The sequence below is a fragment of the Natronococcus sp. JC468 genome, from assembly GCF_012163165.1.
Lineage (GTDB): Archaea > Halobacteriota > Halobacteria > Halobacteriales > Natrialbaceae > Natronococcus > Natronococcus jeotgali.
The window spans coordinates 46,111-72,106 of sequence record NZ_JAAVUO010000003.1; the positions used below are offsets into that span (position 1 = coordinate 46,111).

General features: G+C 68.1%; 30 protein-coding genes and 1 tRNA gene. 23 read left to right on the forward strand and 8 right to left on the reverse strand.

Translation table 11 applies throughout. The features are described 5' to 3' along the window. Window positions 1-119 precede the first annotated feature (119 nt). The 3 genes from GWG54_RS02745 (at window position 120) to GWG54_RS02755 (ending at window position 2,423) form a co-directional block, all read left to right on the forward strand. Window positions 120-398, forward strand: coding sequence for a HalOD1 output domain-containing protein (locus GWG54_RS02745; protein WP_167936322.1), 279 nt, complete (start codon window positions 120-122; stop codon window positions 396-398). Between the two features lie 66 nt (window positions 399-464). Further along, on the forward strand, window positions 465-1,445 hold the full coding sequence (locus tag GWG54_RS02750; protein WP_167936323.1) for a tyrosine--tRNA ligase: 981 nt from the start codon (window positions 465-467) through the stop codon (window positions 1,443-1,445). A gap of 39 nt (window positions 1,446-1,484) precedes the next feature. Further along, complete coding sequence (locus GWG54_RS02755; RefSeq protein ID WP_167936324.1) at window positions 1,485-2,423, forward strand: biotin--[acetyl-CoA-carboxylase] ligase; 939 nt, start codon at window positions 1,485-1,487, stop codon at window positions 2,421-2,423. Here GWG54_RS02755 and GWG54_RS02760 read toward each other — a convergent pair. Next, a complete protein-coding gene (locus GWG54_RS02760) occupies window positions 2,420-2,923 on the reverse strand; it encodes a universal stress protein (protein ID WP_167936325.1) in 504 nt (167 codons plus the stop codon). The genes GWG54_RS02755 and GWG54_RS02760 overlap by 4 nt on opposite strands. A gap of 217 nt (window positions 2,924-3,140) precedes the next feature. After that, window positions 3,141-4,844 (reverse strand): tRNA uridine(34) 5-carboxymethylaminomethyl modification radical SAM/GNAT enzyme Elp3, encoded by a 1,704-nt coding sequence (locus GWG54_RS02765; RefSeq protein ID WP_167936326.1) that lies wholly within the window; start codon window positions 4,842-4,844, stop codon window positions 3,141-3,143. Window positions 4,845-4,977: 133 nt separating this feature from the next. Here GWG54_RS02765 and mbhE point away from each other — a divergent pair, with 133 nt between their 5' ends. The 7 genes from mbhE to mnhG are packed head-to-tail and all read left to right on the forward strand — an operon-like array spanning window position 4,978 to window position 11,057. Continuing rightward, window positions 4,978-7,380 (forward strand): hydrogen gas-evolving membrane-bound hydrogenase subunit E, encoded by a 2,403-nt coding sequence (gene mbhE, locus GWG54_RS02770; protein ID WP_167936327.1) that lies wholly within the window; start codon window positions 4,978-4,980, stop codon window positions 7,378-7,380. Continuing rightward, window positions 7,377-7,841 (forward strand): MnhB domain-containing protein, encoded by a 465-nt coding sequence (locus tag GWG54_RS02775; RefSeq protein ID WP_167936328.1) that lies wholly within the window; start codon window positions 7,377-7,379, stop codon window positions 7,839-7,841. The genes mbhE and GWG54_RS02775 overlap by 4 nt, the downstream gene beginning before the upstream one ends. Then, a complete protein-coding gene (locus tag GWG54_RS02780) occupies window positions 7,838-8,191 on the forward strand; it encodes a sodium:proton antiporter (RefSeq protein ID WP_008424053.1) in 354 nt (117 codons plus the stop codon). Before GWG54_RS02775 ends, GWG54_RS02780 begins: the two co-directional genes overlap by 4 nt. After that, the gene (locus GWG54_RS02785; protein WP_167936329.1) at window positions 8,188-9,804 is read left to right on the forward strand and encodes a complex I subunit 5 family protein; all 1,617 of its coding nucleotides are present in this window, start codon (window positions 8,188-8,190) and stop codon (window positions 9,802-9,804) included. Before GWG54_RS02780 ends, GWG54_RS02785 begins: the two co-directional genes overlap by 4 nt. Next, window positions 9,801-10,424 carry a Na+/H+ antiporter subunit E gene (locus GWG54_RS02790; RefSeq protein WP_167936330.1) on the forward strand — a complete coding sequence of 208 codons (624 nt, stop codon included), beginning with the start codon at window positions 9,801-9,803 and terminating at the stop codon, window positions 10,422-10,424. Before GWG54_RS02785 ends, GWG54_RS02790 begins: the two co-directional genes overlap by 4 nt. After that, window positions 10,417-10,704, forward strand: coding sequence for a monovalent cation/H+ antiporter complex subunit F (locus GWG54_RS02795; RefSeq protein ID WP_008424058.1), 288 nt, complete (start codon window positions 10,417-10,419; stop codon window positions 10,702-10,704). The genes GWG54_RS02790 and GWG54_RS02795 overlap by 8 nt, the downstream gene beginning before the upstream one ends. After that, a complete protein-coding gene (gene mnhG / locus GWG54_RS02800) occupies window positions 10,701-11,057 on the forward strand; it encodes a monovalent cation/H(+) antiporter subunit G (RefSeq protein ID WP_167936331.1) in 357 nt (118 codons plus the stop codon). Before GWG54_RS02795 ends, mnhG begins: the two co-directional genes overlap by 4 nt. A 38-nt stretch (window positions 11,058-11,095) precedes the next feature. On the opposite strand, the gene GWG54_RS02805 is transcribed toward mnhG, so the two are convergent. From GWG54_RS02805 to GWG54_RS02815, 3 genes are all read right to left on the reverse strand, one after another. After that, on the reverse strand, window positions 11,096-11,560 hold the full coding sequence (locus GWG54_RS02805) for an SHOCT domain-containing protein (RefSeq protein WP_167936332.1): 465 nt from the start codon (window positions 11,558-11,560) through the stop codon (window positions 11,096-11,098). A 153-nt stretch (window positions 11,561-11,713) separates the two neighbouring features. Then, complete coding sequence (locus tag GWG54_RS02810; protein ID WP_167936333.1) at window positions 11,714-13,837, reverse strand: DHH family phosphoesterase; 2,124 nt, start codon at window positions 13,835-13,837, stop codon at window positions 11,714-11,716. 101 nt (window positions 13,838-13,938) lie between these two features. Further along, a complete protein-coding gene (locus tag GWG54_RS02815; protein ID WP_167936334.1) occupies window positions 13,939-14,202 on the reverse strand; it encodes a hypothetical protein in 264 nt (87 codons plus the stop codon). Between the two features lie 159 nt (window positions 14,203-14,361). Here GWG54_RS02815 and GWG54_RS02820 point away from each other — a divergent pair, with 159 nt between their 5' ends. The 4 genes from GWG54_RS02820 (at window position 14,362) to GWG54_RS02835 (ending at window position 17,122) form a co-directional block, all read left to right on the forward strand. After that, a complete protein-coding gene (locus tag GWG54_RS02820) occupies window positions 14,362-15,090 on the forward strand; it encodes a metal-dependent hydrolase (RefSeq protein ID WP_167936335.1) in 729 nt (242 codons plus the stop codon). Between the two features lie 131 nt (window positions 15,091-15,221). Further along, the gene (locus tag GWG54_RS02825) at window positions 15,222-15,617 is read left to right on the forward strand and encodes an OsmC family protein (RefSeq protein WP_008424068.1); all 396 of its coding nucleotides are present in this window, start codon (window positions 15,222-15,224) and stop codon (window positions 15,615-15,617) included. Between the two features lie 467 nt (window positions 15,618-16,084). Continuing rightward, window positions 16,085-16,585, forward strand: a complete 501-nt coding sequence (locus GWG54_RS02830) for a gamma carbonic anhydrase family protein (protein ID WP_167936336.1) — start codon at window positions 16,085-16,087, stop codon at window positions 16,583-16,585. A 75-nt stretch (window positions 16,586-16,660) separates the two neighbouring features. Continuing rightward, window positions 16,661-17,122 carry a DUF5799 family protein gene (locus GWG54_RS02835; RefSeq protein WP_167936337.1) on the forward strand — a complete coding sequence of 154 codons (462 nt, stop codon included), beginning with the start codon at window positions 16,661-16,663 and terminating at the stop codon, window positions 17,120-17,122. Between the two features lie 3 nt (window positions 17,123-17,125). Here the strand turns inward: GWG54_RS02835 and GWG54_RS02840 are convergent, their stop codons facing one another. After that, window positions 17,126-17,266 (reverse strand): hypothetical protein, encoded by a 141-nt coding sequence (locus GWG54_RS02840; protein WP_167936338.1) that lies wholly within the window; start codon window positions 17,264-17,266, stop codon window positions 17,126-17,128. 107 nt (window positions 17,267-17,373) lie between these two features. On the opposite strand from GWG54_RS02840, the gene GWG54_RS02845 reads away from it, so the two are divergent. The 5 genes from GWG54_RS02845 (at window position 17,374) to GWG54_RS02865 (ending at window position 20,147) form a co-directional block, all read left to right on the forward strand. After that, on the forward strand, window positions 17,374-17,664 hold the full coding sequence (locus GWG54_RS02845) for a hypothetical protein (protein WP_167936339.1): 291 nt from the start codon (window positions 17,374-17,376) through the stop codon (window positions 17,662-17,664). Window positions 17,665-17,753: 89 nt separating this feature from the next. Beyond that, window positions 17,754-18,341 (forward strand): biotin transporter BioY, encoded by a 588-nt coding sequence (locus GWG54_RS02850; RefSeq protein WP_167936340.1) that lies wholly within the window; start codon window positions 17,754-17,756, stop codon window positions 18,339-18,341. Window positions 18,342-18,347: 6 nt separating this feature from the next. Beyond that, a complete protein-coding gene (locus GWG54_RS02855) occupies window positions 18,348-19,076 on the forward strand; it encodes an energy-coupling factor ABC transporter ATP-binding protein (RefSeq protein ID WP_167936341.1) in 729 nt (242 codons plus the stop codon). Beyond that, on the forward strand, window positions 19,070-19,774 hold the full coding sequence (locus GWG54_RS02860; RefSeq protein WP_167936342.1) for an energy-coupling factor transporter transmembrane protein EcfT: 705 nt from the start codon (window positions 19,070-19,072) through the stop codon (window positions 19,772-19,774). The genes GWG54_RS02855 and GWG54_RS02860 overlap by 7 nt, the downstream gene beginning before the upstream one ends. Window positions 19,775-19,871: 97 nt before the next feature. Then, complete coding sequence (locus GWG54_RS02865; protein WP_167936343.1) at window positions 19,872-20,147, forward strand: hypothetical protein; 276 nt, start codon at window positions 19,872-19,874, stop codon at window positions 20,145-20,147. A gap of 243 nt (window positions 20,148-20,390) precedes the next feature. Here GWG54_RS02865 and GWG54_RS02870 read toward each other — a convergent pair. Next, window positions 20,391-20,464, reverse strand: a tRNA-Thr gene (locus GWG54_RS02870). A gap of 699 nt (window positions 20,465-21,163) precedes the next feature. Between GWG54_RS02870 and GWG54_RS02875 the strand changes: the two genes are divergently transcribed. The 3 genes from GWG54_RS02875 to GWG54_RS02885 are packed head-to-tail and all read left to right on the forward strand — an operon-like array spanning window position 21,164 to window position 23,513. Continuing rightward, window positions 21,164-21,310 (forward strand): hypothetical protein, encoded by a 147-nt coding sequence (locus tag GWG54_RS02875; protein WP_167936344.1) that lies wholly within the window; start codon window positions 21,164-21,166, stop codon window positions 21,308-21,310. Continuing rightward, window positions 21,300-22,988, forward strand: coding sequence for a sodium/proline symporter (locus tag GWG54_RS02880; RefSeq protein ID WP_167936345.1), 1,689 nt, complete (start codon window positions 21,300-21,302; stop codon window positions 22,986-22,988). The genes GWG54_RS02875 and GWG54_RS02880 overlap by 11 nt, the downstream gene beginning before the upstream one ends. Further along, window positions 22,989-23,513 carry a hypothetical protein gene (locus tag GWG54_RS02885; protein ID WP_167936346.1) on the forward strand — a complete coding sequence of 175 codons (525 nt, stop codon included), beginning with the start codon at window positions 22,989-22,991 and terminating at the stop codon, window positions 23,511-23,513. 509 nt (window positions 23,514-24,022) lie between these two features. Here the strand turns inward: GWG54_RS02885 and GWG54_RS02890 are convergent. Continuing rightward, window positions 24,023-25,054, reverse strand: a complete 1,032-nt coding sequence (locus GWG54_RS02890) for a class I SAM-dependent methyltransferase family protein (RefSeq protein WP_167936347.1) — start codon at window positions 25,052-25,054, stop codon at window positions 24,023-24,025. A gap of 87 nt (window positions 25,055-25,141) precedes the next feature. Between GWG54_RS02890 and dph5 the strand changes: the two genes are divergently transcribed. Next, the gene (gene dph5, locus GWG54_RS02895; protein ID WP_167936348.1) at window positions 25,142-25,915 is read left to right on the forward strand and encodes a diphthine synthase; all 774 of its coding nucleotides are present in this window, start codon (window positions 25,142-25,144) and stop codon (window positions 25,913-25,915) included. Window positions 25,916-25,996: the final 81 nt, after the last annotated feature.

Here is a 25,996-nt window from a genome sequence, read left to right on the forward strand (position 1 = left end):
CCTTCGGCAGGCAGTGGCCGCGGCTCGTATCGCGGCGCGTAATCGACGGCGGGCGGAGACTGCGTGCACACGCCAGTAGAACGGTTACGGAGCTATCGATCGGAACTGCGTACACTCAGATGAACGCGACGGACAACGAGGACGTCATAACGAGACGGACGCTCGAGACCGACGGAGCGGCGCCGGCGGCGCAGATTTCGACGCTCGTCGCTGCGCTCGAGGATCGGGAACCGACCGACCTGTCGCCGGTGTACTACAGCGTCAACGAACTGCTCTCGGCGCTGTTTTCCTCGCCGCCCCGCGCGACCGCCGACGCCGCAGTCGAGTTCACCTACGAGGGGTACCGGTTCCGGGTGCGCCAGGACGGGACGGCGACGGTGGCCCGCGCCGAGCGCTGATCCGGCGCCGACCGCGAGCGCGGGTCGGTTACTATAAAACCGTCCGACGGGTGCGATGAGATAGAGATGGACGCCTACGAGTTGATCACGCGAAACGCCGACGAGGTCGTAACCGACGAGGAGGTGCGCGAACTCGCGGCCGATCCCGCGGACAAGCGCGTCTACGTCGGCTACGAGCCCTCCGGCGTGCTCCACCTGGGACACCTGCTGACGGCCAACAAGCTGATCGACCTCCAGAACGCCGGCATGGAGGTCGTCGTGTTGCTCGCGGACGTCCACGCCTACCTCAACGGGAAGGGCAGCTTCGAGGAGATCCGCGAGACCGCCGAGCAGATGAAAGCGCAGTTTACCGCCTACGGCCTCGAGGAGTCGAACACGGAGTTTGTCTACGGCTCGGAGTTCCAGCTCGACGAGGAGTACACTCTCGACCTCCACGAGCTCGAGCTCTCGACGACGATGAACCGCGCCCAGCGTGCGATGGCCGAGCTCCAGTCGGGCGAGACCGCGAAGGTCAGCCACCTCGTCTACCCGCTGATGCAGACGCTCGACATCGAGTACCTCGACCTGGATCTGGCCGTCGGCGGGCTCGACCAGCGCAAGGTCCACATGCTCGCCCGCGAGGAACTGCCAGAGCTGGGCTACGAGGCCCGCCCCTGCCTGCACACGCCGATCGTCGCCGACCTCACCAGCGGCGAGGGGAAGATGTCCTCGAGCGAGGGGATCACGATCTCGATGGAGGACTCGACCGAGGACGTCGAGGAGAAGGTCAACTCGGCCTTTTGCCCGCCCACCCGCGACCCGGAGGGCGACCTCGAGAACCCCGTGCTCGAGCTGTTCGAGTACCACGTCTTCCCGCGCTTCGAGGAGGTCGTCGTCGAGCGCCCCGAGAAGTACGGCGGCGACCTCACCTACGAGGAGTACGAGGCCCTGGCCGCGGACCTCGAGTCCGGCGAGCTCCACCCCGCCGACGCGAAGGGCACCCTCGCGACCTACCTCGACGAGCTGATCGCGCCGGGCCGCGAGAAGCTGCGCGAACTGCAGGGCTGAGCCGGCCGATTCAAGTGCGATCGCTCCCCTCCCTTCGGTATGAACGAGACGCGGCGAGCGATCCTCGAGGCGATCGGCGACGGGCCCGTATCGGGTCCCGACCTCGCCGAGGACCTCGACATCTCGCGGGCGGCCGTCTGGAAACAGATCGACGCGCTGCGCGAGGCCGGCTTCGAGATCGAGGGCGGCTCGAGCGGCTACGCGCTAACTGACGTCACGACGTACAACGGCCCCGCCGTCGAGTACGGGCTCGAGGCGCCCCTTTCGATCGAGTACCACGACGCGATCACCAGTACCAACGACCGCGCCCGCGAGCTGGCGACCGACGGAGCCAGCGACGTCGGTGTCCTCGCGGACGAACAAACCGGGAGTCGGGGTCGCCTCGAGCGCGAGTGGACCGCGCCGTCGGGCGGCGTCTGGTTGAGTCTCGTCCTCCGGCCCGAGGTCGCGCCGGCTCGCGCGCCCCTGTACACGCTCGCTGCGGCGGTCGCGACCGCGCGGGCGGCCCGGGAGGCCGGCGTCGACGCCCGCATCAAGTGGCCCAACGACGTCGTCGTGCCCGTCGACGACGAGGGCGGGTACCGCAAGCTCGCGGGGATCCTCACGGAGATGGAGGGCGAGACAGATCGGATCGCGTGGCTCGTCGTCGGAATCGGCGTCAACGCGAACGTCGACGCCGCCGACTTACCCTCGGAGGCGACCTCGATCCGCGCCGAGGCGGGCGCCGTCGATCGGCGCGCGTTCGTCCAGCGACTGCTCGAGGAGTTCGATCGCCTCCGGACCGACCTCGAGGGCGTCGTTCCGGCCTGGCGCGAGCTAGCGCTGACGCTCGGCCAGCGGGTCCGGGTCGAGCGAGCGAGCGACGAACTCGTCGGCGAGGCCGTCGACGTCACCGATAGCGGGGCGCTGGTCGTCGAAACCGACGACGGTCGGGAGACGGTCTCGGCCGGCGACTGCGAGCACCTGCGGCCGCGCTAGACGTCCGACGGCTCCGGCGTCTCGCCCTCCGCAGCCTCGGGCTGGCGGTCGGACTCGGACGCCGACTCCTCTTCGTCCAACCGAACCGTCAGCACGGGCACTGGCGACTGCCTGACGACCCGCTCGGCGACGCTACCCAGTAGCAGCCGATCGATCCCGCCGCGGCCGTGCGTGCCCATGACCACGAGGTCGCAGCTGTCGGGCGTCGCCTCCCGGACGATCACCTGGCTCGGCGACCCCTCGATGATCTCCGTCTCGACGGCGACGTCCGGGGGGGCGAGTTCCTCGACGCGCGCGAGTGCGCCCTGGCCCTCCGAGCGCAGCGCCTCGCCGATCCCCTCCCAGGCGGTCTCCATCGGCAGGCCGCCGTAGCTGGCGACGTTGGCGACGTAGATCGCCTTGACCGTCGCGTCGTGAGCGCGCGCGAGGTCGAAAGCGTACTCGAGCGCGCGCTCGCCCTCCGGCGAACCGTCGGTCGGGACGAGAATGCAGTCGTACATCTGTTACCACGTGGCATAACACCCCGCAAGTAATAACGTTGTGGTAGTATCGAGCGATTCCCCCGCGAATACTGATAGGTGAGTCTCGAAGGGAGGATCGGCTCGAGCGGGCGGCGAACCGGAGAGCGACGGCGCGGCTCGAGGACGCGGTTGGCGGCCGAATCGACGAGCGACGAAAACGGAACGACGGATCGAACGGTCGGACGATCGGGGCGGCTCAGAGCCGCTTGCTCACGTAGGGGCCATCCTGGTGGTAGCCCAGTTTGTTCCGGTAGTACTCCCGCGCGCCGATCCCGGAGATGACGCTTACCTTGTCGTAGCCGGCGTCGGCCGCGAGCTCCTCGGCGCGGGTCATCAGTCGGCGACCGTACCCCTTGTGCTGGTGCTGGCCGGTTTCGCTCTCGTCGCCCATCGCGACCTCGCTCCCGTAGACGTGCAGCTCGCGGACGAGGGCGGCGTTCTCGAGTTCGGGTCGGAGTCGATCGCCCTCCGGAACCGACGGGGCGCGGCCCGCGGGACCGTCCCCGTGGGGAAATCGGAGCCGACAGAACCCGACCAGGAGGTCCTTCTCGAAGTCCTCGACCGAGATGAAGTGTTCGGTGCCGCCGCAGGCGTCGTAGGTCGTCACGTCGAGCTCGACGGTTTCGGGCTCCTCGTCGTTCATCCCGGCCTCGCGACAGCGGATGCAGTCACAGGACCAGCCGTGCTCGTCCATGCGCTGTCGGGCGAGCTGTCGCAGATTCGACTTCCAGACGCCGGCGTCGATGTAGTCGGCCGGAATGTCCCGCTGGACCCGCTGAAGCCGCGTGTAGCGGGGGATCATGTCCTTGATCTCGGCGACCAGTTCGGCGGCCTCCTCGTTGGAGAGGGGGTCGAACTCCCCCTCGTGCCACCAGTCGTAGGTCGCGGTCCCGCGGACGATCAGCATCGGGTAGATCTTGAGGTAGTCGGGTTTCCACCGCTCCTGCTCGAACAGCCTGCGGAAGTCCTCGAGACACATCTCCTTGGACATCCCCGGCTGACCCGGCATCATGTGGAAGCCGACCTTGAAACCCGCGTTGCGCAGCCGGCGGTTGGCGTCGATCGACGCCTGGGCGCCGTGGCCGCGGTGCATTTCGCGGTTGATTCGTTCGTAGGTCGTCTGGACGCCGACCTCGACTTTCGTTCCGCCCAGCTCGAGCATACGGTCGATCTGCTCGGGATCGCACCAGTCGGGTTTGGTCTCGAAGGTCGTCCCGATGTTGCGGATGTCGTTGGTCTCGTTTTCCGCGATGACGTCCTCGAGGTACTTGAACTCGTAGTCGTCGGGATCCTCGGCGAAGCTGACGCCCTCCGCGGGCTCGGGCTCCTTGTCGACGTCGTAGTCGTTCATCGCCTCGAGGGCGCGCTTGACGAACCACTCCTGGTAGTCGTGGCTGCGAGCGGTCATCGTCCCGCCCATCAGGATCAGCTCGACCTTGTCGATCGGGTGGCCGATCTCCCGGAGCTGTTCGAGCCGCAGGGTGACCTGGCCGTAGGGGTCGTAGTCGTTTTGCACCCCGCGGGCCGCCGCGGGCTCCTCGCCCGTGTAGCTCTGGGAGGAAGAGAACTCCGAGTCGGGGCCGCCGGGACAGTACAGACACTTCCCGTGGGGACAGCGCTCGGGCGAGGTCATGATCGCGACCGGGGAGACGCCCGAGGCGGTCCGGACCGGTTTGCGCCGGAGCACCGCCTCGAGGTCCTCGCGGTGCTCCTGAGGTGCGTAGTCCAGCAGCTCCGAGTTCTTCGGCACCTTCGGCGCCGAGTGCTCCGAACACGCCTCGAGCTTGGCTTTCTCGACCTCGTCGCGGTCGATCTCGCCGGCGAGGATGCGCTCGACGAGCGTCTCGCAGACCCGCTCGAACGCCTCGGTTTCGGTCGGTTCGGGCGTCTCGGTACTCACTACAGGGGCTTCGTCGCGCGCCGCGAATAAGCGTGTCGGAGACGCCCGCCAGCAAACGGTGGCCGCGACGCCGATCGTCGCGCATTCCGGGCGAATCGTTAAGGGCCGGCTGCGGCTATGCTTATCGGAGTGAATGAGTCCGGAGCTGTCGATCGTGTTGCTAGCCGTCGTGCTGCCGTTCGCCGCCGCGGGGGCGACACCGCTTCTGTTCCGCGCGCTCGGCGAGCGAACGGGGTACGTCGGCGCCGCCGTCGCGGCGGCCTGCTTCGGACTGCTCGCCACCCAGTACGGATCCGAGGGTGCCGTCGAACTCTCCTGGATCCCCTCGCTCGAGGTCGCGCTCCGGTTCTACGTCGACGGGTGGGCGCTGCTGTTCGCCCTGCTCGCGAGCGGGATCGGAACGCTCATCTTCGCGTACTCCGCGGCGTACATGCACGGCGAATCGTCGCTGTCCCGGTACTACGCCGCCCTGCTCGCCTTCATGGGGTCGATTCTCGGCGTCGCGCTCGCGGCCGACCTGATCGCGATCTTCCTGTTCTGGGAACTGACCAGCCTCTGTTCGTTCGTCCTGATCGGCTACCACACCGACGACGACGAGTCGGCCTACGCCGCCCGGATGGCGATGTTCGTCACCGTCGGCGGCGGCCTGTTCCTGCTGGTCGGCTTCCTGTTGCTCTCGTTGGCCGCCGGCGACGCCGTCGGCCCCGCGGCGGCGTTCGACCTCGCGGCGATGCTCGAGGAGCCCGAGGCTGTCGAGACGGCCCTCCGCGAGCGCGGACTGTTCGTCCCCGCGCTGGGGATGCTCGCGGTCGGCGCGGCGGCCAAGTCCGCGCAGGTGCCGTTGCACTTCTGGCTGCCAAACGCCATGGCGGCGCCGACGCCCGTCTCGGCGTTTCTCCACTCCGCGACGATGGTGAAAGTCGGCGTCTACCTCGTCGGTCGGGTACGGCCGCTGTTCGCGGGCCCCGAGTGGCTCGTCCTGTTCGCGACGCTCGGGCTCGCGACGATGACCGTCTGTGCGATCCTCGCGGTCGCCTCCACGGACATCAAGGAGCTGCTGGCGTACTCGACGGCGAGTCACCTCGGGTTGATGATCGCCGGCTTCGGCTTCACCTCGGTGCTTGGCGCCGAAACGGGGGTCTTCCACCTGCTCAACCACGCGCTGTTCAAGGCCGCCCTCTTCCTCGTCGCCGGCATCGTCGCCCACGAGGCGGGGACACGGCAGCTCGCGGAGCTGGGCGGCCTCCGGCGGGATCTCCCGGTGACCGCGCTCATCGCCGCCGTCGTCGGCCTCAGCATGGCCGGCATCCCGCCGTTCAGCGGCTTCTACTCGAAGGAACTGCTGTTCGAGGCGGCCGTCGAGGCGGGTCACACCTACGATATCGGCGCCCTCGAGTGGATCTACCCCGCCGTCGCCGTCTTCGGGAGCGTCTTCACCGTGCTCTACTCGCTGCGCTTTCTCTCGCTGTTCGTCGGGGAGCGACCGACCGCGCTCGGCGACGTCCACCGTCCGGCCGTACTGTTGGTGCTCCCGCCGGCCGTGCTCGCGGCGCTCACCGCCGTCATCAGCGCCGATCCCGAGCTGGCGGTCCGGGCGATCGTCCAGTCGGGCGTCGACGCGACGGCCGTCGAAACCCACGAGATGCACGTCTCGCTGCCGACGGAGCTCTCCCCGGCCGTCGCGATGAGCGCCGTGACGATCGGGCTCGGGCTCCTCGCGTATCCGTTCTACGACCGGCTCCACCGGGGGATCCGCGCGATCCCGGCCGCGGCACCGCCGATCGGGGCGAACTGGTGGTACGACGCGACCGTCGCCGCGCTCGCCGGGGGCGGCGCCCGGCTCGGGAACCGGGTCCACAACGGACTCCTCCGGACGTACGCGACGTGGACGCTGGCCGCGACCAGCCTGCTCGCGCTTTCGGGGTTCGCAGCGACGGGGACCCCGCTTCCCCTCGAGATCGGGCTCGAAGCTCCGATCGCGGTCGCACTCGTGCTGGTGGTCGCAGTCGTGGCGGGACTGGCCGTGGCCACCGCGCCCTCCCACGTCGCGGGCGTGCTCACGCTCTCGATCCTGGGGTTCATGGTCGCGATCTTCTACATCCTCGCCAGCGCGCCCGACCTCGCGTTGACCCAGCTCGTCGTCGAGACGCTCGTGCTGGTGATCTTCCTGCTCGTGATCGAGGAGATCCCCCGGTACTACGAGGTCGACCTCGGTCGGGTCGTCCGCGACGCCGCGCTCTCGACGCTCGTCGGCGCCACCGCGTTCGTCACGGTGCTCGTTACGACCGACGCCCGCCCCGACGGAACGACCGCGATCGCGCGCTACTACGCGGAGCAGGCCGTTCCGGAGGGCGGCGGAACGAACATCGTCAACGTGATCCTCGTCGACTTCCGCGGTTTCGACACGCTGGGCGAACTCGTCGTCGTCGCGACCGCCGCCGTCTCGATCATCACGCTGATCGTCATGCGCCCCGACCGCGCGAGCACGGCCGACGACGCGACCGACTCGGCCGAGACTCGAGGTGAAACGGAGTGACGACGATCATCATGCGGACGACCACCCGCGTCGTCGTCCCGATCATTCTGGTCGTCGCCGTCTCCCTGTTCGTGGAGGGGCACAACCTCCCGGGAGGCGGGTTCATCGCGGGCGTGCTCACGACGACCGCCTTCGTGGTCGTCTACGTCGCGTTCGGGCTCGATTTCCTCGAGCGGGGCGTGCTCGGCCGCGAGGTCGAGCCCGGCAAGACCCCGTCGCGAGATCGGGTCGTCGCCGCCTACCGCCGACTGTTCGCGGTCGGGCTCGCGCTCGCCGTCGGCAGCGGGCTGGTGCCGCTCGCGCTCGGCTACCCGTTCCTCTCGCAGTCGTACGTCGTCCTCGAGGGGATCCCGATCTACCACCACCTCGAGGTGGCGAGCGCGCTGGCGTTCGACTTCGGGGTCTACTGCGTCGTCGTCGGCGGCCTGCTGACGATCCTCTCGGTGGTGGGGGCCGAATGACGGCGTTCGTCCTCGCGCTCGTCGTCGGCGCGCTGTTCGCCCTCGGCACGTTCTTGCTGTTGCGCCGGGACCTGATCCGGGTCGTCTGGGGGCTGGCCATCGTCAGCCAGGCGGCGAACGTCTACCTGCTGGCGATGGGCGGCATCGTCGAGGGCGGCTTCGAGACGGTCCCGGTGCTGGCCGGCCACGGCGAGGGCGCCCCGCAGACGGCCGACCCGCTGGTTCAGGCGCTGGTCCTGACCGCCATCGTCATCGGGTTCGGGATGACCGCGTTCGCGCTCGTGCTCTCCTATCGGGTGTACGAGGAACACGACACGCTCGACGCCTCCGAGCTCGGTGATCGCGGATGATCGCCCAGACCTCGGCCGAGACGGTCGTGATCGCGCCGATGCTGGTCGCTCTCGTCTCGGCCGTCGCCGCGCTTCTGGCGGGCCGTCGGCGGCGGGTTCGGAGCGTCGTGGCTCTCGGCGGCGTCGTCGGCTACGCGGTCGCCGTCGGTGTGCTGGCCTGGACCGTCGTCCTCGCACCGGAGGCGCCGGGGATCGCGACCTACCAGGTCGGCGGGCTGGCGGCCCCGTTCGGGATCACGCTGGTCGCCGACGGCCTCTCGGCGTTTATGCTGTCGATGGTCGCGACGATCGCGCTCGCCTCGATCGTCTTCTCGCGGCGCTACGCCGCCCACTCCGGGTCGCGGACCTTCTACTACCCGCTGTGTTACTTCCTGCTGCTGGGCGTGACGGGGTCGTTCCTGACGGGCGACCTGTTCAACCTGTTCGTCTGGTTCGAGGTGATGTTGATGGCCAGCTACGTCTTCGTCGCCTACTACGGCGGCCCCCAACACACTCGGGCGGCGTTCTGGTACGTCGCGCTCAACCTGCTGGCCTCGGCCGTCTTCCTGCTCGGGGTCGGCGGGATCTACGCGACGACGGGCACCCTCAACATGGCCGACCTCGCCCGACGACTGGCCGACCCCGCGGCCTACGGGATCGATCCCGTCCCGGTCGTCGGGCTGTTCGCACTGTTGCTGTCGGTGTTCGCCATCAAGGCCGGGCTCGTCCCGTTCCAGTTCTGGATCCCCACCGCCTACCGGGCCGCGCCGCCGCCGATCACCGCCCTCTTAGTGGGGGCGACGAAAAAGGTCGGCATCTACGCCATCGTCCGGCTCTCGTTCACCGTGCTCGCCGGCGCCCAGATCGGGGTCTCCCTCGAGCTACCGATCCCGGGAGTCGCCGTCGCCGGCGACTCCCCGCTGGCGTTCGTCGGCGCTGCCCTGTTCGTCATGGCCGCCGCCAGCATCGTCGTCGGCGGCCTCGGCGCCGTCGGCCGGGACTCGATCGAGGGCGTCCTCGCGTACTCGAGCATCGGCCAGATCGGCTTCATCGCGATCCCCGTCGCGATCGCGGCGACGACGACCTCGAGCGGGCTCCGCCAGGTCGCGATCGTCGCCACGCTCGTCTACGCGCTCAACCACACGCTGGCGAAGGGGCTGCTCTTCCTCGCGGTCGGCGCCGTCCGGAGCGCCACCGGAACGAGCCGCCTCGCCGAACTGGGCGGGCTGGCGGGGCGGTCACCGCCGCTCGCGATCGCCTTCTTCGTCGGCTCGCTCGCGCTCGTGGGCATCCCCCCACTGTCGGGCTTCTTCGGGAAGTTCCTCGTGTTCGACGCCGCGGCTCGAGCGGGATCGGCGCCGGTACTCGGACTGCTGCTGGGTGGCTCGTTGCTGACGATCGCGTACGCGACGCGGGTGTGGAACCGGAGCTTCTGGGGGGCCCAAACCCCGGCAGTCGACGAGGCGACCGTCGACCCGGTGCAGGTCGCCGTCGTCCTCGCGCTCGCGGGGGCGATCCTCGCCGTCGGCGTTGGCTTCGAACCCGTCTACCGGTTCGCCGAACTCGCCGCGGAGGCCGCGCTCGACGCGGAGGGGTACGTCGAGGCGGTCGATCCCGGAGGTGAACTCGAGTGAGCGTTCGCTCCTGGCCCGTCGCGGGCGTGGCCTTCGGCGTGCTGTGGGTCTTCGTCCGGGGGAGCACCCTCGAGCCGACGACGCTGCTCGGACAGTTCCTCGGGGGGCTGGCCGTCGGGCTCCCGATCGCCTTCCTCTTCCGTCGGCTCTACGTCGACCGCATCGATCTCGGCCGACTGCTGGGGGTCTCGCCGGCTGTCGCGGGCTATCTCGCCGCGTTCGGGTGGGAGCTCGTCCGCGCGAACGTCGACGTGGCCTACCGGGTGCTGTCGCCGGGGATGCCGATCGAGCCCGACGTGATCCTGGTGCCGCTGCGCGTCGAGTCCGCCGCCGCGGTCACGGTCATCGCCAACAGCATCACGATCACGCCGGGGACGGTCACCCTGGACCACGATGGCGACGCGAACGCGCTGTACGTCCACGTGATCGACGGCCGCGCCCCCGCCGACGTCGCCGCGCCGATCCGGAGCTGGGAGGACTACGCCCTCGAGATCTTCGACGAACGTCGGTCGCCGACCGACCCGGAACCGGACATCGTCACCGGACGCGAGGCCGAGGACCGGGCCCGGGAGCGGGGCGTCGAGCCGGAGTCCGAACGGAGGTCGAGCGACGATGAGTGAGGATCCCGCCTTCCTCGAATGGACGGTCCGCGCGGCGCTGATCCTCGTCGCCGGGCTCTGCGTGCTCTGTAGCTACCGGGTCATCCGGGGGCCGACGACGCCGGATCGGGTCGTCGCGCTCGACGCCATCGCCACGAACGTCGTCGCGATCGCCGTGCTGTTCGCGCTCCAGACGGGCCGGGGGCTGTTCGTCACGGTGAGCTTGGTGCTCGCGATCATCGGCTTCATCGCGACCGTCGTCGTCGCGAAGTTCGTCACCGAGGGGGAGATCATCGAATGATCCGAGCGATCGCCGTCGTCGCGCTCGTGGTCGTCGGGGTCTTCTTCCTGACGGTGGGCACGATCGGCCTGCTCCGGTTCCCGAACGTCTACAACCGGATGCACGCGACGAGCAAGCCGACGACGCTCGGGACGGCCGCGATCTTCCTGGCCGGCTTCGTCCAGTTCGGTCCGGGTGCGGAGGGGCTCACCGCGCTCATCGGAATCGCTTTCCTGCTGTTGACCGTACCGACCGGCGCCCACATGATCGCCCGCGCCGCCCAGCGCAGCGGCGTCCCGTTCACGGGAAGCGTCGTCTGGCCCGAGCCGCCGTCGACGGACGAGTCGGCGGACGACGAGCACTCGGACGACTGACCGCGCGTGAACGGGCGCTCGCCGCCCGGGCGCCTCGCTCACGGGTCTCGCTCGAGCTCCCGGTCGACACCGTGATCTCGCCGCGCGCCTCCGCGACGCCAGCGCTCGGCGTCCTCGAGGGTCTCGGTCTCGAGCAGTCGGTCGAGTTTCCGCTCGAACTGGTCGTCGGTCAACTCGCCCGCCGCGTAGCGATCCCGGAGCGTCTCGAGGGCGTCCCGGCCGTCGATCGGCGTCGAGGGGGCCGCGTCGGCGGCGTCGGATTGTGCTTCGTCGGTCGAACTCGAGTCGCTCCACCAGCCGTCCCACCGCTCGCGTCGATCCGCCTCGTCGCCGAACAGCAGCGCCACCAGCGGAACGACGACCACGTATCCGAACAGCAAGACCGGGAGCCAGAGGCCGTCGCCGCCCGGAAGGAACAGGAGCGCGAGCCAGAGCCCGGTGACTCCCATCGTCGCGACCTCCGTCGCGTTCTCGCGTAACCGGGTCCTCGGATCGTCGCTCACATGATTCGAGGAGGAAGCCCACGACTTCAGTCGTGGGTAACTTACGTGGACTCCTGTGTGCGGAACGGTCAAAGTACTTCCTGCCCGTTCGCCGGCGGGCCGAGAACGAGCGTCGCCACTGGCCGGTTCTGCCGACGACGGAGAAGGGCGCGATTACGCGAGCGTCTCGCCGAGGGCCTCGAGGGCGGCCTCTTGGACGGCGTCGCGTTCGCCGGGCAGGAACTCGACGTGGCCGTCCCGGCCGCCGACGACGTGAACCCCGCCGTTGGGCACGCGTTCGGCGATCGCACTCCCGAGGTCGCGGACGTCGACCCGTTCGGTCGTGCGAACGTGGAGTTCGTCGTCGCCGACGCCGAGCGTGGCGGCCGACTCCTCGCGCTCGCGGCGGTGGAGCGCGTCGAGCAGCAGGATCGTCGTCGGGAAGTCGTAGCGGTGGGTGAACGCGTCGGTGTCGAGCACCGTCACGGTCAGCCCGTCGACCTCCCGAGTCGTGCGGTTCTCGCGGGCGGTCTCGAGCTCGGTCTCGAGCTTGTCGCGGAACTGCTCGGAGACGTGGGCCGCGAGGTCGGCGTTGCCGTCGAACAGCAGGTCGGCGATGAGCTCGCGTTTGTCCTTGTAGCTCTGGTAGAACGCCTCGAGCGCGACGGCCTCGCGGCGCTCGGAGATATCGGTCTCGTCGTAGCCGGCCTCGGCGGCGAGCTCGAGGTACGTCTCGGGGGCGTCCTCCCAGTAGCTGACCGCCGGCAGGTGCTCGAGGTCGGCGCGGACGTCGTCGTTGACGTGGGCGGCGACGTTCGCCGCGAGGGCGGTCGAGGTCGCGTCGGCGACGTCGGCGCCGGCCAGCGAGGGCGCGACGGCGGCGGTCACCGCGTCGACGACCTCCTCGTCGGCGCGGCTGTCGTCGACGACCAGCGCCTCGGCGCCGTACAGCGAGAGCAGCTCGTAGCCGTCGACGGACTCGACGGTCGAGCCGGCGCCGACGAGCACGACCAGCGGGAGCTGCTCGTCGTGGCGGTCGCGGGCCTCGAGCATCGAGGTGACGTCGTCGGTCGCGGCGTCCATGTCGTAGACCCGTCCCTCGAGCGGGCGGCGCTCGAAGTAGTGGTACTCGGCGTCCTCGCGGGTGTGTTTCTCGCGGATCAGCGGGAGCGCGGCGCGCTCGATGGCGGCGCCGGCGACGTAGCCGTCGGCGGTCGCGGCGTGGCGCACGACGACGGGACGGGCCTCCATGACCGCGCGGCGGATCGCCGTCGCGGCGTCGCCGATCTCGGACTCGACGGCCGCGACCGCGTCGTGGTCGGCCAGCGGGGCGACGTCGGCCGGTCGGGCCTCGCGCTCGATCGCGCTCTCGAGGCGGTCGACGACGGTCTCGCGGGCCTCGCCCTCGAGGATCTCGAGGGTCTCGGTCTCGACCTGCAGGTCGCCGTGGTGGCGCTCGATCTCGCCCTCGAGGGCGACGACGTCCTCGACGTCGACGTCGGGGTAGGCCCGGACGCCGGCCTCCTCGAAGGCCGCGCACTCGACGGTGGCGGTCTCGTCGCGCAGTTCGAAGACCGTCGGACCGGAGGTCTGGCGGACGCCGGTGATCTCGCCCTCGAGGCGAACGACGCTGCCGACCTGGTTGCCGATCGCGTCGATCGTCGTGCGCTTGAGCGCGGGCTCGGCCTCGGGTTCGGCGTCGGCGGCGTCGTCGGTCGCCGGGGTCGACACCGCGGTTTCCGCGGCGACGGAACCGCTCTCGGCCGCGACCGTCTCGGCGCCGCCCGTCGACGGGCTCGCCTCGTCGCTCGGGCCGGTATCGTCGGCGCTCGCGGCGGTCTCGGGCGCAGGTTCGGGCTCGGCGTCGGAGTCGTCGGCCGAATCGTCGTCGGAACCGTCGTCGCCGTCGTCCTCGAGCTCCTCGGGGAGGAACTCGTCGTCGGCCGTCTCGACCAGGTGACCGCGGAACTCGCGTTCGCGCTGGCGGATCGACCAGCCCAGATCGACGTTACCGTTGTCCCGAACGTCGAGCACCTGGACGAACACCTCGTCGCCGGGCTCCCAGTCGAGGCTCTCGAGTCGCTTGTCCAGTTCGCTTCTGTGCAACAGACCGGTTACGTGGTCGCCGATATCGACGAACACGCCGAAATCGGCGTAGCCGTCGACGGTGCCCCGGTAGTAGCGACCGGGGGTGAGCTGCGAGGGCGCGGTGCCGCGGAACTCGAAGACCGCGTCCTCCTCGTGACTCTGGCAGATCTCGCCGTCGACAGACGTGCCGCAGATGATACAGTTACCCATCTACACGAACCAAGCAGTTTCGCCCTAAAACGGTTGTCGGAATGCGGTCGGGGCGGCACCGACCGATTCGTCGGCCGAACCCGCCCCGAATCGCCCGTCGCTCACTCGAAGACCGGGGAATCGTCCTCGAGGGCCTCGACGTCGTCGACGATCTTCCGGACGTCCTCGGGGAACAGCGACACCTGGACCTCGTTGCCGTCCTCGTCCTCGAAGACCAGCTTGACCCGCTTGTCGCCGAACTCGCGGGCCTCGGCCTCCTCGACGTCGAACAGCTTGACCGTCGCGGACTTGTTCGTCGGGCCGACGTTCTTGATCGATCCCTCGTTCAGTTCGACCATGAACTCCTCGAGCGAAAGCGAGAGCATACCCCGCCGTAGGAACCCCGGACAAAAAACGCCACGGCATCGGGTCGCGGGTTGCCGGTTCGCCGACGGGGTTCGACGCCGAAACGGGCGCTCGCGAGCGCCGCAGGACGGTTCATGCGGTCAATTTTAAGGCGATCTCCGCCCAACCGTTGGCCTGCTATGGAACTCACCTGGTACGGCCACTCGACGTGGTACGTCACGGTCGGCGACACCGACCTACTGATCGACCCGTTCTTCGACAACCCGAAGACGGACCTCGAGCCCGCCGAGGTCGACGACCCCGACTACGTCCTGCTCACGCACGGCCACGCCGACCACATCGCCGACGCGGGCGAGTTCAGCGACGCGACGCTGGTCGCGACCCCCGAGCTCGCCTCCTACTGCGAGGAGGAGTTCGGTTTCGAGGACGCCGTCGGCGGGATGGGGATGAACCTCGGCGGGACCGTCGAGTGTGACGACGCGTTCGTCACGATGGTCCGGGCCGATCACACCAACGGCATCATGACCGAGTACGACGTCGACGCGGGGATGCCCACTGGCTTCGTGATCTCCGATACGAAGCCGACCCAGGTCGCCGACGAGGAGTCGACGACGTTCTACCACGCGGGCGACACCTCGCTGATGACCGAGATGCGCGAGGTGATCGGTCCGTACCTCGAGCCCGACGCCGCGGCGGTACCGATGGGCGACCACTTTACGATGGGACCCTGGCAGGCCGCCGTCGCCGTCGACTGGCTCGACGTCGACCGCGCGTTCCCCCAGCACTACGATACGTTCCCGCCGATCGAGCAGGACCCCGAGGAGTTCGAGAGTGAGGTCGCCGCCACGGGCAGCGACGCCGAGGTCCACGTCCCCGAGGCCGACGAGCCGTTCGAACTCGAGAGCTGAACCGGAACGACCGCGCCGGGATCGCCGTCGAACTTAGTTCGAGCGCGGACGACCGCGTTCGTTTCTCGAACCGGACGATGTTGACGGCGAGAACAACGTTTACGGCTCCCGCTGTGGTTGTCACCACTGCAATGTCGAAACAAGTCACCACCGTCTCCGAGGAGGGGTTCAGCGCGACGAACGAGATCGGCGAGTTCGAGACGACGATCGACGCCGAGGGCGAGGAGGCGCCGGACACCCTCGAGAGCCTGCTTGCGGCGTACGCGTCCTGCTACGTGCCCGCGCTTCGCGTCGGAGGTCAGCAGCGCGACGCCGGCGACCTCGGTCGGATCGAGATCGAATCGACGGGCGAGCTCAACGACGACGACAAGCTCGAGTCGGTCCACTTCGACATCCGCGTCGAGGCCGACGTCGACGACGATACCGGCCAGGAGGTTATCGACCGAGCGTTCGAGCTCTGTAAGGTCCACGACGCCCTGAAGGACAGCCTTCACGCCGACACCGACTTCGAGGGCGGCGCCTTCTAACGTCGAGACCGGTTTTTTCGTCGGCGTCGCGGGCGGATCGTTCGTCGGTACATCCGCGAGCCGGCCGTCCGACTGCGGTACGGCGGAATCGGTCGACGGTCCCGTCGCTGTTCGAAGCGAGCGGAAAGGGAAGGAAGCCGCAGTACGGAAGCGATTCTGACCCCCCTGATCACGGTGACTGTCTTGGGGTGAACGGAAGCGGGGTCGAACCCTCCACGTCGAAGGTGATCTCCGGGGACGGAAGCGGGGTAGACTTCCTGACTCGAAGATGGGGGCCTTCGATGCACGGCAGCGGGCTACGGATGTGTTTCGGTACGTCCGACCGCTGCCTACTTCTCAGTAGTGGGGATACCGTATTAGAGGTACCGCCAACATACATTGGTATTTATACGATCGGCGACGAGGAACGGGCCGTGGTCGGTCCGATCGACGGTAGATTCAAGCCCCGGTCGCGAGAGGTAGTCGCCATGCTTCGCTCGTTCGAAGGCACGGAACCGCGGGTCGCCGACTCGGCCCGCGTCGACGAGAGCGCGGTCGTCATCGGCGACGTCGTCGTCGAGGCCGACGCCAGCGTCTGGCCGAACGTCACCCTCCGGGGCGATCACGGTCGGATCGTCGTCGGCGAGGGCGCGAACGTCCAGGACAACGCCGTCCTCCACGAGGACGCCGAACTCGAAGCCTACGCCACCGTCGGCCACAGCGCGATCGTCCACGACGCGACCGTCGGCGAGCGCGCGCTGATCGGGATGAACGCCGTCGTCCTCGACGGCGCCCGGATCGGGGAGGGTGCCGTGGTCGCGGCCGGGAGCGTCGTCACGGAGGGCACTGTGGTCGAGCCCGCGACGCTCGTCGCCGGGGCGCCCGCGGAACCGAAAACCGAGATCGACGACCCCCACCTCGAGGAGACCGCCGACCGGTACGTCGAGCTCGCGACCCGCCACGCCGAGGGCTCGGAGCGACTCGACTGACTCGGCGCCCCGACCCCTCGAGGAGCGACGCCCGACGGGGAAACGCTGATACGCGCACCCGCGCAATCGACGGCCATGAGCGACACCTCGTGGACGGACCGGATCGTCGGCGAACGGATGACCGTCGATCAGGAGTTCTCACAGCGCGTCCAGGATTCGCGGTTCTCGAGCCAGCAGTGGAGCCTGATCATGACGGCCACGGAGTTCGAGATCGAGGACGCCGACGACCCCGACCGGGCCCGGATCGTCGCCGACACCGAGAAGGTCGACCAGATCATCCCCGAACTCGAGAACGTCGACCGGCAGATGGGCGCGATGGGCGGCCAGGGCGGCGGTGGCGGCCCCACAGGCTCGTCGGGCGGCGTCCTCGATTCGATCCTCGGCGCGCTCGGGCTCGGCGGGGACGGGGGCGACGACCGGGAGGAAAAGCTCCGGGCGGCCGAACAGCTCACCCAGGAGTACGCCCAGGAGCTTCAGACCCAGCTCGAGTCGAAGGGGCGGTGGGACTCGGTCCGTCGGGCTGCGGCCGACGGCTGACCGTTAGCCCGCGTGAAAGAGCGTGAGCTCGCTCGTCTCGTAGATGTTGATCAGCTCGGTGACGAGCTCGTCGTAGGACTCGTCCTCGACGCGCAGCCCGTCCAGCCGTTCGATCGTCTCCGCCTCGAGTTCGACGGTAGGCATACCTCCCGGTTCGTCACCGAGGGCCAAAAGCATCTCGGGGATCGGTACCATGTCACTCGAGTTGGCGAGTCACAGCACCTTTAGGTACGCCCCCCGTCGGTCGGAGTATGACCGACGACGTCGACACGATCACGCTCACGATTTCGACCGACGACGGTGCGACCGACGAGGTGACGCTCCCCGCCGGACTCGTCGACCTCCTCGCGGAGGGCGACCAGGACTCGGCCGAGACCGTCGGCGACATCGCCCTGCTGTCGTTCGCCAGCCGCGCCCACCACTTCGTCCACCACGGCGAGGGGACGGATCCGGAGCTCGAGGCCCAGGAGGAACGGATCATGGAGCTGTTCGAGGAGCGGTTCGGACAGACCTTCGCCGAGGCGACCGGACACCAGCACTGACCGTCGGGGACCGTTCCGTTCTGGCGTCGGCGATCGCCGACGCCCCCGTAAACCGAAGTTTTGATCACGGTTTACGTGAGTCGTGACGTATGGCAACCGAACGAAGCGACGTCGACCTCGTCGACGCCGGCGTCGTCGGCGCGTTCGCCCGCGCGGCGCTGTTGGCGACGCTGCTGGGGGCGGCGGCGCCGATCGCGATCCCGATCCCGTTCTCGCCGGCGCCGATCACGCTACAGGTCCTATTTGTCTTTCTGGCGGGGCTGTTACTCGGACCCGTCTGGGGGCCCGCCTCGATACTACTCTATCTCGCCGCCGGCGGGATCGGACTCCCGGTGTTCGCCGGGATGAGCGGCGGGCTCGGCGTCCTCGTCGCCGAGTCGGCCGGCTACCTCTGGTCGTACCCCATAGCGGCGGGCCTGATCGGGCTGGTCGTCCACCGCGGCACCGACCTGCGCGATCCCGCCGAGGTTTCGACGGCACTGGTCGTCGCCGCGCTCGTCACCGCGACCGTCCTCATCTACGCGATGGGCGTCGGCTACATGGCCTGGCTGCTCGAGCTCGAGCTCTGGGAGGCGGTTACCGTCGGCGCCCTGCTGTTTATCCCCGGCGAGATCCTGAAGATTGTCGCCGCGGTCGCGATCGTCGAGAGCGGTCGAATCGACACGCTCGACGCCTGACCCGTCATGATCGAGTTCCGTTCCGTCTCCTTCGGCTTCGCGGACGTCCCGATCCTCGAGGGCGTCTCCCGATCGATCCCCGACGGGCAGTTCGTCGTCCTCGCGGGGGCTAACGGCAGCGGGAAGACGACCCTGCTGCGACACTGCAACGGCCTCCTGACGCCCGACGAGGGATCGGTGCTGGTCGACGGCGCCGACGTCGCCGCGGATCCGATCGCCGCGCGCACGAGCGTCGGGATGGTCTTCCAGCACCCCCGCGACCAGTTCGTCGCCGCGACCGTCGGCGACGACGTCGCCTTCGGCCCGGAGAACCTCGGCCTCGAGCGCGCCGAGATCGACCGCCGCGTCGCAGCGGCCCTCGAGGCGGTGAACCTGCGAGGACGCGCCGACGAGCGGATCGACACGCTCTCGGGCGGCGAGCAGTCCCGGGTCGCCATCGCGGGCGCGCTCGCGATGGAGCCGACCCATCTGGTGCTCGACGAACCTTTCACCGGACTGGACGAGCCCGCGCGCCGATCCGTGCTCGACCGACTCGAGGCGCTGGCCGCCGACGGAACCGGGGTGTTGCTCGCGACCCACGACCTCCGGGACGTCCTCGGGCTCGCCGACCGCGTGATCGCGATGACCGACGGCCGCATCGTCGTCGACGACCCGCCCGCTCGCGCCGTCGACTCCCTCGAGGGACTCCCCGTTCGGGTGCCGCGAGCGCGCGAGCGGCCCGATAGCCGATGCTGACCTACGGACCCGGCGACACGGTCGTCCACGCGCTCGACCCCCGGGCCAAGCTGGCGGTTCAGATCGGATTCGCGGCGACCGCCCTCGCGCACGCGACGCCGCGGGCGCTGGCCGGGCTCACCGCGTTCGCGCTCGCCGCGCTCGGCCTCGCGCGGGTGCGGCCGCTGCGGACGCTGTACGCCTACCGGTTCGCGCTCGCGATCCTCGCGGTCGGCCCCCTCGTCGCGGCCGCAACGATCGGTCCGCCGTGGGTCGACCTCGAGGCGGGGCTGGCCACCGCGCTGGCGAGTTACCGGGTGTTGCTCGTGTTACTCGTCAGCGCCGTCTACGTCCGGACCACGCCGGTCCGTGACTCCCGGGCGGCGATCCAGCGGACGGTTCCGGGAAAGCCCGGCCAGCTGCTCGGCGTCGGCGTCGCGCTCGTGTTCCGATTCCTGCCGGTCGTGCGCTCGGATCTCCGGACGATCCGCGACGCGATGGCCGCGCGTCTCGGCACCGAACGGAGCGCCCGCGAGCGCGCGACGACGATCGCGATGAACGGGCTCTCACGGACGTTCGCCCGTGCCGACCGACTCTCGCTCGCGCTGCGAGCCAGGTGTTTTTCGTGGAACCCGACGCTGCCCGAACTCGCGTTCTCCCGGCGGGACGTACCCGCGCTGGGACTCGCCCTCGCGCTGGCGGCGACGGCGTTCCTGTGACCGCCGCGAAGCCCGTACTGGGCCCTCGAGCGGTCGGTAACCGAAGTATTGGCCGGGCCGGAATCATTAACCCGTCCCGGAACGACGGCACACACGAATGGAGCTGCGCCCCGGTGACATGGTTCGCGTCCGTTCGGAGCAACTTCCCGACGCGATCAGGCGGGAGCTCGACCCCGAACCGGGAACCGCCGTCGGTCGGGTCCTCGAGGTGAGCGACGTCTCGCTAGTCGACCTCGAGTGGTCGGTCGACTACGCGAGCGGGGCCGTGATGGACGGCGTCCTCCCGAAGCGCCGCAGCGACCTGCTCCGTCTCCCGTCCGACGCCCTCGAGAAGATCGGTCGCGACGAGTACGTCGCCCGGCGAACCCGCTGACGGAACGCTGCGTGAACACCCACTACCGGAGTCGGAATCCCGGAGTATCGCGGTTCCGAGCCGGGCGCCGATTCTGTAACGGTGCCGAACGTCGAGCGCAGCGAGACTCCTTCACGTGCCGAGAAGAAATCGCACACGAGAGTCGGTGATCCGTGACGAAGAGGACTACAGCACGGCCGTACCCTGCTCTGAGCGGTCAGAACGCACGTTCGACTCGCCCGAAGGAACAGGTTAGAGAGGAAAAGCCGGTGGAGGGATTTGAACCCTCGACCTAATCCTTACGAAGGATTCGCTCTGCCAGTCTGAGCTACACCGGCACACTCGTAGCGTGCAATTACGGATAAGGCCGATACCAGTCATAAGGATTGCGAATCGATTCGGTCCTGAAACAAGTTCACATGACTCTCGAGTCGGCGAGTGGGTGTCTCTGTGTAGATGGATGCGTTCCCCATCCGACACTGTGGAAACATTCGTAATCTGTCTATTCTCGTAATATATATCTAATCTGTTGTGAAGTCTCAATCGGGACGGTTTCCGGGTAACCGATAGTCGGAGAGACGAGATCGGGTGAAGGACGTATATACTCCGTATTCGAGGGAGTTGATAGAGAGAGCGATCCGATCGTCCGATAATCCTGGTAGTGTAGCCAGGGGTCGAATTCGTACTGGCTTATCGACGCGTTATCCCGTATGTGGAGACGCTAGGACGGTATTCGCCTCTGTAGTGGACGGTACCAGTAGCTGATAAAGTATATTCTTTCAATATAGAGATAGGACATGATAGGTTGAAGTTCGAACCGATCCCGTCGGACGGAGTAGCGACAGAATTCGGTCTCTCGATGGCTCGAGCTACGCGGATAGAGTTATGAATAATTACAAACATATGATTGTAAGTAACTCGATAACAGTTCGGTCGACAGCGCGTCGGTTTTCTCCAGAACGATCGTCTCGTCGCGTTCTCCGCCAAAAGAGAGTGATCCGGTATCCTTATACAAGGATAGTGATCACACGACGGTAATGCTCGAGAGCAGTTCCGTCAACCTGGTCTGGTTGTTCGGACCGTTCGCGGTGTATCTAGTGATGCTTGGCGTGTACTACGTGTGGGAGGGACGACGGGAGAAGCGACTCCGTCGGCGCTACGAGGAGGCGGAGCATGGCCGGTAACGGAATCGCCGGCTCGGCCGGGGTCTGGGTCCTCGGGGCGTTCGCGACGTACCTCCTCGTTCTCCTCGGTATCGGACTCTACTCCTCGCGACTCATGGACTCCGTCGACGACTACGTCATCGGCGGGCGAAGCATCGGTCCCGTCGTCACGGGATTCTCCGAGCGAGCATCGGAGATGAGCGGCTGGCTCACGCTCGGCGTCCCTAGCGACGCGTTCGGAACGGGCGTGATGGCCTTCTACAACGGTCTCGGGATGATTCCCGCCGATCTGTTCGCGTGGGCCGGGCTCGCGAAACGCCTCCGGAAGTACACGGAGATCGTCAAAGCGGTCACGCTGCCGACCTTCTTCGAGACGCGCCTGCAGGACGACACCGGACGCGTCAAGGGGGTCTCCGCGTTCGTCCTGATGATCTTCGAGGGCGGCTACGTGGGGGCCCAGATCGTCGCCGCGGGGACGCTGCTGGAGGTCCTCACCGGCGTCGAGACGCTGGTCGGGATCCTCGCGGGCGGAGTCATCGTCGTCGGCTACACGATCCTCGGCGGCTACTTCGCCGTCGCGTGGTCCGACTACTTCCAGGGCGCGATCATCCTGCTCGCGTTCGTGCTCCTGCCGGTGATCGCGTACGCCAACTACGGGCTTCCCTTCGACGAGCTCGCGGCCGCGGGGAGTTCGTACGCGAGCGTCACGGCCGGCATGACCGGCTGGGCCGCGATCTTCGGCATCATCAGCTACGCCGCCATCGGGCTCGGTATCCCCGGAAACCCGCACGTGATGGTCCGGTTCATGGGGATCGACGAAGTGAAGAACATCCGCCTCGCGGCGCTGATCGCCCAGCTGTTCATGTTCGTCGCCTACATCGGCGCCGGGTTCGTCGGACTGTACGCGCTGGTCGCCTTCGGTCAGGGCGGTATCGACGATCCGAACAACGTCATGCCGATGCTCACGCTCGAGTTCTTCCCGGGCGCCGTCGCAGGGATCATCCTGGCGGCGGCCCTCGCCGCGATGATGTCCAGCGCGGACTCCCAGCTGCTGGTCGCGACCAGCGCCATCGTCGAGGACGTCTACCACGGGTACGTCAATCCGAACGCGAGCCAGGCGAAACTCGTTCGGTACTCCCAGTTCGTGACGCTCGGGCTCGGCTCGGCGAGCATCGCCTTCGCGTACCTGGCGAGAAACACGCCGATCTACACGCTCGTTCTCGACTACGCCTGGGGCGGTCTCGGAGCGGCCATCGGTCCGACGCTTATCGCCGCGCTGTGGTGGAAACGCACCACCGCCGAGGGCGCCGTCGCGAGCATGATCGTCGGCACGGCGACGATGATCCTGTGGACCCAGCTGTCGACCGTCGTCGACGCGGTCGGGCTCTCGGGAGCGGTCGAGGGGTCGCCGTTTCTCTCCGGTCTCGTCGGGGTGTACGGTCTGTTCCCGGCGTTTGTGCTCTCGACGACGACGCTGATCGCCGTCTCCCTGGCCACGCGCCCGCCGGAAGGCGTCGACGACCACTTCGACGTGTTCGACAAACCGCTCTCGGCGATCTCGAGCGGCGATACCCCGACGGGGGCCCCGGAGTACGTCACCGACGGCGGCCGCGACGTAGACCCGAAAGCGGTCACGGAGACCGACAACGTTCGCGCACACGTCGCCGCCAGCGGCTACTGGGAGGAGGGCGACGAGTAGATGACCGACGCGCACCGCCCCGGACGGCAGGCTGCGCCCGCGTCCCTCGAGAGCGACTGCGGTCGCCGCGAGCGCGCGGACCTGCCCGTGATCAGCCCGACGGTGGCCCGCGGCGACGTCGACTCGATCGGTCGCGTCGGCGCCGTCGCGTACCCGTATCGGATCTACGACGCGGTCGCCACCGTCGACCGACCGCTGATCGCGGATCGCGAAATCGAGTACGTCGTCAGCGTCGACCGCTCCCGCCGACTCGCGGTTCGTGCGGATACGGTTCCGGAAACGACGGACCGAACGGTCGACGACGTTCTCGTCATCCCGTCGGAGCTCTCCGACGACCAGTCCCGCGAGAAGGCCGAGGACGCCGTGTTCAACTGGACACTCCGAAAGGTCGCCGTTAGCTCCACGCCGGACGTGCGTTTCGAGCGCTCCGTCGACGCCTACAAGCTGTACTGGCTCGCGTCCCGACCCGAGGGCGACGTCATCGTCGACAGCGTCCGCGCCACCGAATCGCCGCTCGAGGACTGACCCCGCACCGACGACCCGACTCGCTCGAGACGAAGTCGGGATCTCGAGGCCGTCGGTATCGTCCCGTTATCGCTCGAAGAAACTCATCCGAACACTGTCAATTCTGCAATAGTGATGGATATATTACCTGTATCGAGAGGACGTCTCGTGCGAAGACATTGTGATATTGAAAGAGCGGGTTTGACGGATAATACAGCGTAGAAGTGAAATACCGGCACGTAATCGCGGAAGAGGGTCAGATACTGTACCCGTTCTGGCTTTCGAACGGAACGTTCGGCACGGCTGCCTCGAGAGTCAGTGCTGGCTTCCGTCGACGGGAACTAGAGGGGTCGCTACCGGGGTACACGCCGCGTTTCCGAATCGGGCGCGACGGGTAACGTGTCGGGGTTCGATGTAGCGTGACGGGATTCGTATCCCTATTCGGTCATTCTCTAGTGAATGATACCTTTCGGTGGAGTGGTTCGGCAGGTCCGAGCGCGATCAGCGCGAACGCGCCCGCTCGAGCGCCGCTATCGCTCGAGGCGAACGTCCAGACAGACGTTCAGTTCGTGGGGGGCGTACGACCTGACCGTGTGTCGGGTCTCGACGGTCACCTCGTACTCGGGCTCAGCGGCCTCGCGGATCGCGCGCTCGCCGGGGCCGAACGGGTCGTCCTCGTGCTGGATGTCGTAGTAGTGCAGCGTGCAGTCGTCGCCCGCGGCCGTGACCGCCGACTCGAGAAAGGCGTCGGCGCTGTGGGGCAGGTTCATTACGATCCTGTCGGCCCAGTTCTCGTAGTCGGGGGCGACCTCGCGGACATCGTCGCAGATCGCCGTGACGCGGTCCTCGACGCCGTTTCGGTGGGCGTTCTCCCGGAGGTAGTCGATCGCGGTCTCGTTGACGTCGACGCCGACGCAGTCGGCGCCGCGTTTCGCGAACGGGATCACGAACGGGCCGACGCCGGCGAACATGTCGAACGCTCGCTCCGACGACGCTCGCGGGCTCTGCCCGCTCGCGCGTTCCGAAGCGCGTTGTGCCTCGCTACCAACTTGCTCGGCGACCCGGTGGCGTTCGGTCGCCAGCCGGGGCGAGAAGTACACCTCGGCGAGATCCAGCGCGAACTCGCAGCCGTACTCGCGGTGGACGACTTCGGTGCCCTCGCCCGCGAGCAGCTCCCAGTCCCGAACCCGCGTCTCGCCTTTGACCTTCGATGCCTTGTTCAGGACCGTTTCGACGGGGAGGTCCGACTCGAGGATCGCCTCGGCGATCGCCCGCGCGCGATCCGGATCGTCCTCGTCGAGCAGGGCGGCTCGCCCGAGGCGTTCGTAGGACGGTTCGAACGACAGTAGATCGGCGGGAGTCGTCTGCGTTCGGCGCTCGTCGACGGCTCGCTCGACCGTCTCGTACTCGTCGGGGACCGCGTCGGGATCGGTCACCGGAACGTAGAGCCAGCCGTCCGCGACGGATATTTCGTAGTCGTCGTCGATCAGGTCCGCCTCGGCGAGGGTCGCTCGTGTTCGCTCCCCCTCCTCGCGCTCGACGCGGACACACGGCACCTCCATACCACCACTCGCCGACCGCGGCTCCTAACGCTGACGCTTCCCCGCGGACTCGAAAGGTTATAGCGGCCGCTCGCGCTACCGACGGCCATGCTCACCTTCATCGGGCTCGGGCTCTACGACGAGCGGTCGATCACCGTCGAGGGCAGCGAGGCGCTGCGACAGGCCGACCAGGCCTATGCCGAGTTCTACACCAGCGAGCTGCTCGGAACGACCGTCGAAGAACTCGAGGACGCACACGACGTCTCGATCGAGGTCCGCGATCGGGCGGGCGTCGAGCAGGAACCCGAGGACATGCTCGCCGCGGCCGAGAGCGAGGACGTCGCCTTCCTGACCGCGGGCGACACGATGATCTCGACGACCCACGTCGACCTCCGGTTGCGGGCTCACGACCGGGGGATCGGGACGCGGGTGATCCACGGCGTAACCGCCCAGACGGCCGCCAGCTCGCTGACGGGACTGCAGAACTACCGGTTCGGAAAGGCGACGACGCTCCCGTTTCCGTACGCCCACGGCGCGGACGGGTTGCCGGCGAGCGTCACCGAGACGATCGACGCGAACCGCGCCGACGGCCTCCACACCGTCGTTTATCTGGATATTAAGGCCGAGCGCGGCGAGTACATGACTGCGGACACCGGCGCCGAACTCCTGGCCGACGTCTACCCCGAACTCGTCGGCGTCGTCGTCGCGCGAGCCGGCAGCCCGGACCCGCTCGTCGCGGCGGGACGGATGCGCGAGCTCGCAGAGCGGTCGTTCGGCGACCCGCTGCACCTGCTGGTCGTCCCCGGCGAGTGTCACCTCCTCGAGGCCGACGCGCTCGTCGAACTCGCCGGAGCCGAGGAGGACGCCCTCGACGTCGCGTAGGAAACCGCTAGCGGGGGCGGAGATTAGCGATCGGATAAGACCCGGATACAGATCGATTCCGGACACAGTCATTTCGGGAAG